The organism is Rhodopseudomonas sp. BR0M22, from assembly GCF_010907035.1.
Lineage (GTDB): Bacteria > Pseudomonadota > Alphaproteobacteria > Rhizobiales > Xanthobacteraceae > Rhodopseudomonas.
The window spans coordinates 31,878-42,972 of the sequence record NZ_QUMK01000049.1 but is presented as its reverse complement, the minus strand read 5'-3'; the positions used below and the strand labels follow the sequence as shown (position 1 = coordinate 42,972).

Sequence of the window (11,095 nt, the reverse complement as noted above, 5' to 3'; positions counted from 1 at the left end):
GCTGGCAACATGGTAAAATTCTACGACCGCGAATTCGGCTCCCGGCTCTTGATCGGCAGCGCGCTGTATCCGTCGCCGGCGATCATGCAGGACTCGATCCGCGAGTCGGGCGCCGAGATCGTCACGGTGTCGCTGCGGCGCGAGACGGCGGGCGGCAAGGCCGGCGATCAGTTCTGGTCGCTGATCCGCGAACTCGGCGTCACCGTGCTACCGAACACCGCCGGCTGCCGCGGCGTGCGCGATGCGGTCACCACCGCCAAGCTGGCGCGCGAATTGTTCGGGACGAACTGGATCAAGCTCGAAGTCATCGCCGACAACGACACGCTGCAGCCGGACGTGGTCGGCCTGGTCGAAGCCGCGCAAATCCTGATCAAGGACGGCTTCGAGGTGTTTCCCTATTGCACCGAGGATCTGTCGGTCGCGCTCCGGCTGGTCGATGCCGGCTGCCGGGTGATCATGCCGTGGGCCGCGCCGATCGGCAGCGCGCGCGGCATCGTCAGTCGCGACGCGCTGAAGCTGCTGCGCGACCGGCTGCCGGATATCACGCTGGTGGTCGACGCCGGCCTCGGCGCGCCGAGCCACGCCGCCGAAGCGATGGAGCTCGGCTACGACGCCGTGCTGCTCAATACCGCGATCGCCAAGGCTGAAGACCCGGTGGCGATGGCGCGCGGCTTCAAGCTCGCGGTCGAAGCCGGCCGCACTGGTTACGAAGCGGGGCTGATGGGCGCCCGCGATTTCGCTTCGCCCTCCACCCCTGTGATCGGGACCCCGTTCTGGCATGCCGTATCCTGACCGTTTCTATCCCGTCGTCGACAGCATCGCGTGGGTCAAACGCCTCGCCGCGCTCGGCGTCGGCACCGTGCAGCTTCGCGCCAAGGACCTCGACGACGGCGCCGCGCTGCAGCTCGTCACCGACGCGCTCGCGGCGGTGAAGGACACCAGCGTCAAGCTGATCATCAACGACTACTGGCGCGCCGCGATCGTCGCCGGCGCCCAGCATCTGCATCTCGGCCAGGAAGACCTCGCCGAGGCGGACCTCTCCGAGATCCGCAGCGCCGGGCTGACCCTCGGCCTCTCCACCCACGACGACGCCGAACTCGAAACCGCGCTCGCCGCCGAGCCGGACTACATCGCGCTCGGCCCGATCTTCCCGACCACGCTGAAATCGATGCGGTTTGCCCCGCAGGGCATTCCGAAGATCACCGAATGGAAGAAGCGCGTCGGCAACATCCCGCTGGTCGCGATCGGCGGCATCAAGCTGGAGCAGGCCGAAGAGATTTTTGCCGCCGGCGCCGACTCGATCGCGGTGGTCAGCGATGTGACGCAAAACCCCGATCCAGACGCCCGCGTCCGCGCCTGGCTCGATTTCGTCGCCGAGAAGGCGTGACGACGAACGCGACCGCTGCGACGCGCGGCGCCCTCACCCCAGCCCTCTCCCGCACGCGGGAGAGGGAGCAGGCCGTGCGTGAGGCACAGCCGCGACCCGACCGGTGACTCCTCCCTCTCCCGCTTGCGGGAGAGGGTCGGGGTGAGGGCGACACGCACCGTGCCCTCGCCACTCCGACCGACAACACGACCGAACCAAGCGGCCCGAATAACAACCGATAACAAGGAGGATGGCATGAATATCCGCTCCAATCCCGAGACCACCCGCGCTGCCGTCACCACCGGCGCCCTGCCCTCCTCCAAGAAGATCTACGCGACGCCCGCCAGCGCGCCCGATCTGCGCGTGCCGCTGCGCGAGATCATCCTGAGCGAAGGCGCAGGCGAGCCGAACCTGCCGGTGTACGACACGAGTGGCCCCTACACCGATCCGAGCGTGGTCATCGACGTCAACAAGGGCCTGCCGCGCCCGCGCACGCAGTGGGTGATGGAGCGCGGCGGCGTCGAGCAATATGAAGGCCGCGAAATCAAGCCGGAAGACAACGGCAATGTCGGCGCCGCGCATGCCGCGAAAGCCTTCACCGCGCATCACCAGCCGCTGCGCGGCGTTGGCGATGCGCCGATCACGCAATACGAATTCGCCCGCCGCGGCATCATCACCAAGGAGATGATCTACGTCGCCGAGCGCGAGAATTTGGGCCGCAAGCAGCAGCTCGAACGTGCCGAAGCGACGCTGGCGGACGGTGAATCGTTCGGCGCCGCGGTGCCGGCGTTCATCACGCCCGAATTCGTCCGCGACGAGATCGCGCGCGGCCGCGCGATCATCCCGGCCAATATCAATCACGGCGAACTCGAGCCGATGATCATCGGCCGCAACTTCCTCACCAAGATCAACGCCAATATCGGCAACTCGGCGGTGACATCGTCGGTCGAGGAGGAAGTCGACAAGATGGTGTGGGCGATCCGCTGGGGCGCCGACACCGTGATGGACCTCTCCACGGGACGCAACATCCACACCACCCGGGAATGGATTTTGCGCAACTCGCCGGTCCCGATCGGCACCGTGCCGATCTACCAGGCGCTGGAGAAGTGCGAAGGCGATCCGACCAAGCTGACCTGGGAGCTGTACAAGGACACGCTGATCGAGCAGGCCGAACAGGGCGTCGACTACTTCACCATCCACGCCGGCGTGCGGCTGCAATACATCCACCTCACCGCCAGCCGCGTCACCGGCATCGTGTCGCGCGGCGGCTCGATCATGGCGAAGTGGTGCCTGGCGCATCACAAGGAGAGCTTCCTCTACACGCATTTCGACGAGATCTGCGACCTGATGCGCAAATACGACGTGTCGTTTTCGCTCGGCGACGGCCTGCGGCCGGGCTCGATCGCTGACGCCAACGACCGCGCCCAGTTCGCCGAACTGGAGACGCTCGGCGAGCTCACCAAGATCGCGTGGGACAAGGGCTGCCAGGTGATGATCGAAGGCCCCGGCCACGTGCCGATGCACAAGATCAAGATCAACATGGACAAGCAGCTCAAGGAGTGCGGCGAGGCGCCGTTCTACACCCTCGGGCCGCTGACCACCGACATCGCACCGGGCTATGATCACATCACCAGCGGCATCGGCGCCGCGATGATCGGCTGGTTCGGCTGCGCGATGCTGTGCTACGTCACGCCGAAGGAGCATCTCGGCCTGCCCGACCGCAACGACGTCAAGACCGGCGTGATCACCTACAAGATCGCCGCCCATGCCGCCGACCTCGCCAAGGGCCACCCCGCCGCGCAACTGCGCGACGACGCGCTGTCCCGTGCGAGGTTCGAATTCCGCTGGCAGGACCAGTTCAACCTCGGCCTCGACCCGGATACGGCGCAAGCCTTCCACGACGAGACCCTGCCGAAGGACGCCCACAAGGTCGCGCATTTCTGCTCGATGTGCGGCCCGAAATTCTGCTCGATGAAGATCACCCAGGATGTGCGCGACTACGCGGCGGGGCTTGGCGATAACGAGAAAGCCGCCATCTACCCGGTCGGCCACGCCGGCATGACCATCTCCGGCACCATCGAAGACGGCATGGCCCAGATGAGCGCCAAGTTCAAAGAGATGGGAAGCAGCGTGTATCTCGACGCCGACAAGGTGAAAGAGAGCAACAAGGCGCTGTCGTAAAGGCGGCGCGCGCTCACCGAGCTACAAACGTCATGCCCGGGCTCGACCCGGGCATCCATCGGAAGCGAAGCGGCCGGGCGAAAGCCCGGCCGCTTTTACTTGCCAACGATGGAGGTTCGATCGAGCTTAGCGGAAGCGATTGCTGTGAAAGCCGATGCGACACGCACGACCCGAACGCCTCCGACCTCGCATTGTCGACAGACTTGGAATTGCGCTATCGGTATGGCGGCAAGTTGATGGCGTTTTGATCGGAGGCTGGATTCGAAACTCCGAGCTATTCGATGAAGCCGAGCGAGCGCTGAATCTGATCAAGCAGCATAGTCCGCTGGATCATGCTCGGGTCGTCAGAGAACTCGACCGCATCTGGGTTAACCTGTCATTCCATGGCCTCGCCGAATACGTGCACTCGCTCAAAGCGTGCGTGCTCGATGAACGCTTCTTGGCTGACCCTGTCACGACGACCGAGCAAATCGCATCGACTATCGTGCATGAAGCAACTCATGCACGGATCGAGCGCTACGGAATAGCATATGAGGAAGATCAACGCGCACGAATTGAAGCCATCTGCTTCAGACGAGAGCTAGCATTCATTGCGCGGCTGCCTGATCAAGACAAACTGCGCGAAGAAATCGAGAAGACCCTCAGTTGGTACGCGAACTCCGATGAGTTCAGCGATTACCGACTCGAGGCGCAGTACGAGTCGGGCGGCGTCGAAGCACTGGCCCACATCGGCATGCCCAAGTGGCTTATTCGCGCCGTCATCTTTGGCCGAGAATTCGCGGTCAGGGTGAAGAAGCTCGCACGTAGGACCGAATAGGGCGCGTGCGGGCTGGACAACCCGCAGGGCGGATTAGCGAAGCGTAACCCGCCACCACACGGACGTAAGCCCAGCCGCCGCGCGGCGGGTTGCGCCTTCGGCTAACCCGCCATACGGCTCTTAGGGGTAAGGCTCTGAGCAAGCGAAACACCGAGTGATCTGATGGGAAACGAGATGTCCAACGATTTCGTCAAATGGCTCAACGACAACCAAGGCGTTGTCAGCGTTATGACCTTTCTTTGCACTCTATTCGCCGCTTGGGCATCCGGACTCTTTTCCGCGTTGAGACGACGACCAAGACTCAGGATCGACCTACTGGAGGGGCCAACGCTATGTTCAACATATCCCACCGGCAAGAAACACAACGGATTCGACGCACATCGAACCGGAATTTCACTATATCTAAGAATTTCGAACATTGGCTCCGCGGCAACCAGCATCGACAACATTAAACTTGGATATCATTGGCACGCACGCCCGCTCACCTGGATTTGGTTTCGATATCGACTGTTTTGGTTTTGGCTCCATCAACCCGCTATGGCGATTGAGGATTTCCAAGTAAAAATTGGAGACAACATCAAATTTTACCCATTCCTCCTTCAACGAAGTTCAATTTCTGGAAAATCGAACAACACTTACCTTCGAGTCGGCCAATCGATTAGCGGCGTCATCTATTTTGAGCAACCCGAAAGCTGGGGAGGCTGCTTTCCGTCACCCCGAAATGGAAAAGCAAAAATCAGAATCGCGATCTTCGATACCTTCGGAAAAAATCATGAGAAATCATACTGGATTCCAATTGTCACGTTTGAACAAGCTAAGAAATACAATCCTTCGTTTGGAATTACGCTACCAACACTGCACGATGAATCCACATCGCCTGACACCCCAGCCGACCTCAGCCCGTAGGGCGGATTGGCGTAGCGTAATCCGCCCCTTCACCGCGACAAGCCCGCCCGCCGCCCGGCGGGTTACGCCTTCGGTTAGCCCGCCCTACAGCCGCGATCGGCTCACGAGAGCTGCGCTGCGACGGCGGCTTTGTCGATGATCGACCAGACTTCCACGATGCGGCGGTCGGAAAACGCGTAGAACACGTTTTCGGCGAAGCGGACTCGTCTGCCATTGACGGCAAGGCCGAACAGCTCGCCCGATGGGGTGCAGTCGAACCACAGCCGGCTCGCAACCCGCGGCGGTTCGGACACCAGCCACTGGATGTCAAAGTGTAGGTCAGGGATCACGCGAAAATCCCGCTGCAGCATATCGCGATAGCCTGTCAGCCCGACCCGCTCGCCGTTGTAGGACACATCCTCGCCGACGAACTGGTCCAGCTTCGGCCAATCCTGCCGGTTCAGGCAGGCGATGTAGCCGCAGTAGATCTCGGAGAGTTCGGCGGGAGTCATCGGATCATCCTATTTGAACATGGCCGATGACGCTTCGCTCAGTCGCGCGACGCCATCCGTATGATGATCCCGCAAGGGTCAAGCAGTTCCGCCTCGCCAACTATTTTCCTTGCAGCTCACCATCTGTACCAGAGCGCGCAGGGCGAGCATCGCATGCGCGTGACGTATCGTGTCGCGGCGGGATCAGTCTCGGCCGGCTCACGGGCTGCATCACGGCGCAGCAGCAAACGTAGCCTGGGTGGGCGAAGCGATACCCGGGACTCTCAGGTTCGTTCACCCCCGCGTATCGCTGCGCTCACGCGGGCTACTCACCCAAAGCTGCGACTACCGTTTCGATCGGCAGGAACAGCGTCCGGCTGTCTTCGGGATACTCGATGAATTCGGCGCAGCGCAGATAGAAGCGTTTGGCCGCATCGTCCTTGGCGTGAACCAGAACCGCGCCGATGCCGATGCTCTGCGATGCCAGTGCGATCCGGCGCAGCGCGTCCGAAAGCAGGTCGGCGCCGAGCCCCCTTCCGGCATGGGAGTGGCTGACGGCCAGTCGCCCGATCACCGACACCGGGATCGTGTCGGGCGCGTTGCGGCGGACCTTGCCCGGCGCTGCCGCACGCTCGACCGCGCCCGCTGAAACGCAGAAATAGCCGACGACCTTGTTGCCTTCGCACGCCACGTAGGTGCGCGAGAAGCGGCTTTCGTTCTTGAGTGCCCGCTGGCGCAACCAGTCGTTCAACACCGGTTCGCCGCAATCGAACGCGGACAGATCATGTGCAATCGTCAGGGGAACAGGAGCCGACAGACGGGAGCGTGGCTGGTCTGGCGCGTCGTCTATGTCCGCCATGCCGGGACCCGACGCAGCAACGCCTTGAGCTTCGGCCCCGGCGCGGGCGGATTGTCGAGCGCCTGCATGAAGGCGTCATAGCGTTGGGGATCGAGCGTGAATAAGCGCTGATCGAGCAACACATCGACCGCCTGCCGACGGGCGCTCTCCACCATGAACTCCGTGCGCGTCTTCCCCAGCACCGCCGCCGCATCGTCGATCAGCTGGCGAGTGCCGGTCTCGATCCGCAGATTGATGCTGCCCTTGGCGTCGGACGTCGCGCCGCCCGCTGCGGCCGCAGCGGAACGACGAGCGGATTTTGCGGATGCGACACGCGTCTTTGCCATGGGCAGAATATCGCGCTCTGTATCCACAGTGTCAATACGATCTCAGGCACCGCCGGCAGGTTACGCCTTCGGCTAACCCGCCTTACGCTCGCGCTACTTCACCGCCGCCCGCATCGCGGTCCAGTCGAAGCCTTTCGCCGTCGCCAGGGCTTCGTCCTCGCCGAGGCCCTTGAATGACAGCGATAGCGCGGCGGCGGGGCCGAGCGCGATCAGGATCGTGCCGGACTTGTCGCTGGCCTGGAACGTCCGCGTCACCTTGAAGCCGTCGATCGTGGTGGTGTTGGCCGGGCCGTGGCTGGCCTCGGTCTTCATCCCGGTGCCGCCGGCCGCCAGCCGGCTCTGGGCCGGCGCGCCGGCGAGCAGCTGGACGCTGACATGGATCTCGCCGCGCTCGTAGCCGCGCTGCGCCACCACGATGCGGCTGCCGCCGTCCTGCATCGTCAGGCCGCCGAGCTTGCCGGCTTTCCAGCCCGGCAGCTCGACCAGCAGCGGGGCATACGGCTCGAGCCCGTCCCCGGCGCGCGCGGACGACGGCGGCGCCAGCGCCGCTACGGCGAGCGCGGGCAACGCGACAGCCAAACCAGCGAGACGACGACGCGCGATCATGACAACCTCCAGTTCAAGACAGCGGCGGCAGCCTAGCAAGGCCGCAGGCCGCAGCATTGATCTGAGCGCACGATCGCCGAAGGTCGCAGGGCCTCGCATGGATCACCCCAGCGCGCCGGATCGGGCGCAGGCCGCATCGACACGACGCCATCCCCGGACCACGACGTCCGCTCCGCTCAAGCCGTCCGACGAGCTATCCGCTCCGCGCTGATACCGGTTTGCCTGAGTGGACCGGATCGGCAGAGCCGCGTCTGCGAGCTGCGCGCCCCTCGCCAACGCCGCTCGCGAGATCCTCGCCCTCGCCTGTCACGGCTTTCGAAAGCCTTCAAGCGCCCGCCGAACCGCCTCCTCGATCAACGCCCGGCTCCTATCCAGCTCAGCGGCAACCTCGGCGGCGCGGGCCGGCGAGATCAGCTTGCCCTCCGCGCAATCGAGCACGAGGCCGACCGTCGCCTCGGCGTAGGCGGCTGCGGCCAGATAGGCGGACACTCCGGCGTCGATGTCGCCGCCCCAGCGAAACGCGAGCGCGTATCGCCATGACCGCTCGAACGTCACCTTCGGCGTCTCGGACATCAGGACCTTCGCGTCCCAATGATCGCACTCGAATGCCGACGGCCGATCGCGAAGCACGACGGGCAACGCGCCGTGGCTGCTTGCAAACGGGGTCGCGGTCGACAGCCGTAGCGGGAACCCCTTTGCGTCGATGGCGCTCTGCCATTCCGCCATCGAATTCAGCTTCTGGTCCGACAGCACATAAATCTCGATCGACATGTCAGATCCCTCGGGTCATCGGGCGCGCCCGGGAACGCGACCTGAAAATGCTCAGAACAATCTGCTTTCGCGAAATTCCTCGGACGACATTCAGTTCGAAGACGGGCGTATCCGGCGCAGCACGTGTCTTTGCCCAAAGTTCGTCCGCTCGGGCCCGCGATATCGTCTGGGCACCGGTTTTGACATCATAGATCGCGATAATATCCCCTTGCACATTACGTAGCGTTGCATCGGTTCTGATCGTTCCGGCGAGCCCGTCATAGGGATCGACGGTGTCGAGACTGAAACTCGGTTCGCAAAAGGGTCCCGATGCCAAAAGATCGCCGCTGGTCGGCGCCGTCAGGCGATGCGCGATGGATCGCAAGCCATCGCGACCAACCACCAACTTTGCGCCAAGCGGCGCGCCCCCGCCCCTCGTCGTGACGACAACGGGCGCATAGCTCGGAAGCTGCGGCGCCGCGCGATCGTGAAGATCGCGCCATCTTACCAGCATGTGCATCAAACAGTGCACAACTGATTACGCCCGACACCCACCGCAGGCGCGATGTCGGCGCGCACTCAGCTTCAGATTGCGCCCGATCAATGCTGCGCGCGAGCGGACGCCTAAGCTCGGCAGCGAACTAACAACCTGGAGGAACGTTGGTCATGTCCGCATCCGACGTACAAACCTTGCATGGTTTTCTGTTCGCCAAGCTCGCCGCAATCGGCTCGAAGAGCGAAACCCCGATCTACTATCTGCAACAGTTCGACGACAGCGAGCAGCGCATCGCGATCGATGCCCGCCCGTTCAACGACGAGCCGAAGCTGCGGCCCTATCTCGCCACCAAGGTGACGGTGACCGGCACGCAGGGGCCGGAGTACTTCCACGTCGACTCGATCAGCCGCTGTTCGCCGGACACCCACGGCTGCATCATCAATTGGGGCAGCTAGAACCGAGACAACTCGTCCTGCGTCGGCACGGCACGTCCTCGCACCGGACGTCGCCGCGGCGATGCGCGCCGCTGCGGTTCGGGACGGCGGGCGTTAACGATCGGTTAACCATACCAAAACGCTGACGCGAACCAGACAATTGTCGTCGCGATTAGTATCGCATCACAGCGAATGGAGAGATGCGATGAGCGAAGCGACCCTGATACTTCCGAACATGCGCGGCGGCTGCGCCACCGCCGATGGCAAAGTGCACACGCTGTTTCGGATCAATAGCCGCGTCCGGCGCAAGATGGCGCAGCCGGCCGCAATGACCTCATCACCAGCAGCGGCGAATGATGATCACGCGTCGGACGATCACGCGCGCGAAGGCTGAGTCCGTTCGCGCGGCAGCTCACGCCGCCGCCGGCACCTTCACCCGCGCGCCGGGCGCAATCGTCGGCGGCGCGGCGTTGAGGTGATCGATGGCGAAGCCGGCGGCGGCCTTGTAGCCGGCCATGAAGGCGGCGCGCTCGGCCGGCGGTATCACGTCGTCGATATTGTCGAAGGTGCCGCCGCAGCGCTCGTCGACCAGGTTGAGCAGGCCGAACGGGCCGGCGCCGCGATTGCGCAGGATCAGCTGCGAGATCGGGCCGCACAGCTTGGCGTCGAACGCCGCCAGCGCCGCTTCGGTCGCACCGTGCGCCACCATCGCGGCGCCGAGCTCGCGCGCGTCGACGATCGCCTGGGTGCCGCCGTTGGAGCCGGTCGGATACATCGCATGCGCCGCATCGCCGATCAGCAGCACCGGGCCGTCGCGCCAGGTACTCACCGGATCGCGGTCGATCATCGGATTCTCGTAAGCGGAGTCGGCCTCGCGGATCATCGCCGGCACGTCGAGCCAGTCCCACACCCAGCCGTCGAAATGATGCGCGAACTCCGAGGTCGGCACCTGCCGGAACCAGCCCTGCTGCTTCCAGCCGTCGGCATTGTCGAGCGTGACCTCGGCGATCCAGTTCAGCATCGACAGCCCGGTCGCGGGATCCGGATGCGAGATCGGATAGATCACCACGCGGTGGCGATGAGTCCCGAGCCCTATGAATGAGGCGCCGCTGCGGGTCGGCTTGCCCCATGTCGTGCCGCGCCACATCACCGCGCCGCCCCAATGGATCGGCGGCTGGTTCGGATGCATCTGCGCCCGCACCGCGGAGTGAATGCCGTCGGCGCCGATCAGCAGCGCGCCGCTCACCTCCGAGCTGCCGCCATCGGCGTGCTCCAACGTCGCGGTGACGCCGTCCGCGGTCTTGCGATAGGAAGTCACGCGGCGGCCGAGCTGCACCGCATCGGCGCCGAGCCGTTCGATCACCTTGTCGTTCAGCAGCATGTGGAAACGGCCGCGATGCACCGCATATTGCGGCCAGCGATAGCCGGCAGCCTTGCCGCGCGGCTCGGCATAGATGTCGTTGCCGTTGAGGCCGACCAGCGCCCATTCCTTCGCCGGCAGGCCGACGCGATCGAGGTCGGCTTCGGTGATGCCGAGGTCGAGCAGTTCGCGCACCGCGTTCGGCTGCAGATTGATGCCGACGCCGAGCGGGCGCATCTCGCGCGCCGCCTCATAGACCACGCAGGGCACGCCGATCTGATGCAGCGTCAACGCCGCCGCAAGCCCGCCAATGCCGCCGCCGGCGATGATCACCCTGTTGCTCATGAACGCGTCCTGCCCTGCTCGTGATTGGGGCTTGCTGTAACCAGCTACAGCCGGAGAGGCAAGCAAGGGCGGCCGACAGGCGTGGCGCCGCCGGTATTCAGTTTTCGTTCCGATGATGGCGCTTGACGGAAACGAACATATCAGGAACATTCTGCAATCAGAAATTGCGGAACGGTTCT

The 11,095-nt window shown here is 64.0% G+C and carries 14 protein-coding genes; 7 read left to right on the top strand and 7 right to left on the bottom strand.

Annotated elements, in window-relative coordinates:
* Positions 1-9: 9 nt before the first annotated feature.
* From DY468_RS16370 to DY468_RS16350, 5 genes are all read left to right on the top strand, one after another.
* The gene (locus DY468_RS16370) at positions 10-792 is read left to right on the top strand and encodes a thiazole synthase (protein WP_164605866.1); all 783 of its coding nucleotides are present in this window, start codon (positions 10-12) and stop codon (positions 790-792) included.
* A complete protein-coding gene (locus DY468_RS16365) occupies positions 779-1,387 on the top strand; it encodes a thiamine phosphate synthase (RefSeq protein WP_164605862.1) in 609 nt (202 codons plus the stop codon). The genes DY468_RS16370 and DY468_RS16365 overlap by 14 nt, the downstream gene beginning before the upstream one ends.
* Positions 1,388-1,621: 234 nt before the next feature.
* Complete coding sequence (gene thiC / locus DY468_RS16360) at positions 1,622-3,547, top strand: phosphomethylpyrimidine synthase ThiC (RefSeq protein ID WP_164605861.1); 1,926 nt, start codon at positions 1,622-1,624, stop codon at positions 3,545-3,547.
* A gap of 154 nt (positions 3,548-3,701) precedes the next feature.
* Positions 3,702-4,364, top strand: a complete 663-nt coding sequence (locus tag DY468_RS16355; RefSeq protein WP_164605860.1) for a hypothetical protein — start codon at positions 3,702-3,704, stop codon at positions 4,362-4,364.
* A 174-nt stretch (positions 4,365-4,538) separates the two neighbouring features.
* The gene (locus DY468_RS16350; protein WP_164605859.1) at positions 4,539-5,270 is read left to right on the top strand and encodes a hypothetical protein; all 732 of its coding nucleotides are present in this window, start codon (positions 4,539-4,541) and stop codon (positions 5,268-5,270) included.
* Positions 5,271-5,371: 101 nt separating this feature from the next.
* Here the strand turns inward: DY468_RS16350 and DY468_RS16345 are convergent, their stop codons facing one another.
* From DY468_RS16345 to DY468_RS16320, 6 genes are all read right to left on the bottom strand, one after another.
* Positions 5,372-5,761, bottom strand: a complete 390-nt coding sequence (locus DY468_RS16345; RefSeq protein ID WP_164605858.1) for an ester cyclase — start codon at positions 5,759-5,761, stop codon at positions 5,372-5,374.
* Between the two features lie 304 nt (positions 5,762-6,065).
* Positions 6,066-6,599: a GNAT family N-acetyltransferase gene (locus tag DY468_RS16340; protein ID WP_164605857.1), complete on the bottom strand. Its 534-nt coding sequence runs from the start codon at positions 6,597-6,599 to the stop codon at positions 6,066-6,068.
* Positions 6,587-6,925, bottom strand: a complete 339-nt coding sequence (locus DY468_RS16335; protein ID WP_164605865.1) for a type II toxin-antitoxin system TacA family antitoxin — start codon at positions 6,923-6,925, stop codon at positions 6,587-6,589. The genes DY468_RS16340 and DY468_RS16335 overlap by 13 nt, the downstream gene beginning before the upstream one ends.
* 93 nt (positions 6,926-7,018) lie before the next feature.
* The gene (locus tag DY468_RS16330) at positions 7,019-7,531 is read right to left on the bottom strand and encodes a hypothetical protein (protein ID WP_164605856.1); all 513 of its coding nucleotides are present in this window, start codon (positions 7,529-7,531) and stop codon (positions 7,019-7,021) included.
* A 306-nt stretch (positions 7,532-7,837) separates the two neighbouring features.
* The gene (locus DY468_RS16325; protein WP_246701003.1) at positions 7,838-8,257 is read right to left on the bottom strand and encodes a hypothetical protein; all 420 of its coding nucleotides are present in this window, start codon (positions 8,255-8,257) and stop codon (positions 7,838-7,840) included.
* 46 nt (positions 8,258-8,303) lie between these two features.
* Positions 8,304-8,801 (bottom strand): hypothetical protein, encoded by a 498-nt coding sequence (locus DY468_RS16320; protein ID WP_164605854.1) that lies wholly within the window; start codon positions 8,799-8,801, stop codon positions 8,304-8,306.
* Between the two features lie 146 nt (positions 8,802-8,947).
* Between DY468_RS16320 and DY468_RS16315 the strand changes: the two genes are divergently transcribed.
* Positions 8,948-9,232 carry a hypothetical protein gene (locus DY468_RS16315; protein ID WP_164605853.1) on the top strand — a complete coding sequence of 95 codons (285 nt, stop codon included), beginning with the start codon at positions 8,948-8,950 and terminating at the stop codon, positions 9,230-9,232.
* Between the two features lie 184 nt (positions 9,233-9,416).
* Complete coding sequence (locus tag DY468_RS16310) at positions 9,417-9,605, top strand: hypothetical protein (protein WP_164605852.1); 189 nt, start codon at positions 9,417-9,419, stop codon at positions 9,603-9,605.
* Between the two features lie 18 nt (positions 9,606-9,623).
* Here the strand turns inward: DY468_RS16310 and DY468_RS16305 are convergent, their stop codons facing one another.
* Positions 9,624-10,916 carry a flavin-dependent oxidoreductase gene (locus DY468_RS16305; RefSeq protein WP_164605851.1) on the bottom strand — a complete coding sequence of 431 codons (1,293 nt, stop codon included), beginning with the start codon at positions 10,914-10,916 and terminating at the stop codon, positions 9,624-9,626.
* Positions 10,917-11,095 lie beyond the last annotated feature (179 nt).

Coding starts and splice junctions, on each gene's coding strand:
- thiC (WP_164605861.1), top strand. CDS start 1,622: ATGAATATCCGCTCCAATCCCGAGACCACCCGCGCTGCCGTCACCACC.
- DY468_RS16365 (WP_164605862.1), top strand. CDS start 779: ATGCCGTATCCTGACCGTTTCTATCCCGTCGTCGACAGCATCGCGTGG.
- DY468_RS16340 (WP_164605857.1), bottom strand. CDS start 6,599: ATGGCGGACATAGACGACGCGCCAGACCAGCCACGCTCCCGTCTGTCG.
- DY468_RS16325 (WP_246701003.1), bottom strand. CDS start 8,257: ATGGCGGAATGGCAGAGCGCCATCGACGCAAAGGGGTTCCCGCTACGG.
- DY468_RS16355 (WP_164605860.1), top strand. CDS start 3,702: ATGCGACACGCACGACCCGAACGCCTCCGACCTCGCATTGTCGACAGA.
- DY468_RS16335 (WP_164605865.1), bottom strand. CDS start 6,925: ATGGCAAAGACGCGTGTCGCATCCGCAAAATCCGCTCGTCGTTCCGCT.
- DY468_RS16320 (WP_164605854.1), bottom strand. CDS start 8,801: ATGCACATGCTGGTAAGATGGCGCGATCTTCACGATCGCGCGGCGCCG.
- DY468_RS16350 (WP_164605859.1), top strand. CDS start 4,539: ATGTCCAACGATTTCGTCAAATGGCTCAACGACAACCAAGGCGTTGTC.
- DY468_RS16305 (WP_164605851.1), bottom strand. CDS start 10,916: ATGAGCAACAGGGTGATCATCGCCGGCGGCGGCATTGGCGGGCTTGCG.
- DY468_RS16315 (WP_164605853.1), top strand. CDS start 8,948: ATGTCCGCATCCGACGTACAAACCTTGCATGGTTTTCTGTTCGCCAAG.
- DY468_RS16370 (WP_164605866.1), top strand. CDS start 10: ATGGTAAAATTCTACGACCGCGAATTCGGCTCCCGGCTCTTGATCGGC.
- DY468_RS16310 (WP_164605852.1), top strand. CDS start 9,417: ATGAGCGAAGCGACCCTGATACTTCCGAACATGCGCGGCGGCTGCGCC.
- DY468_RS16345 (WP_164605858.1), bottom strand. CDS start 5,761: ATGACTCCCGCCGAACTCTCCGAGATCTACTGCGGCTACATCGCCTGC.
- DY468_RS16330 (WP_164605856.1), bottom strand. CDS start 7,531: ATGATCGCGCGTCGTCGTCTCGCTGGTTTGGCTGTCGCGTTGCCCGCG.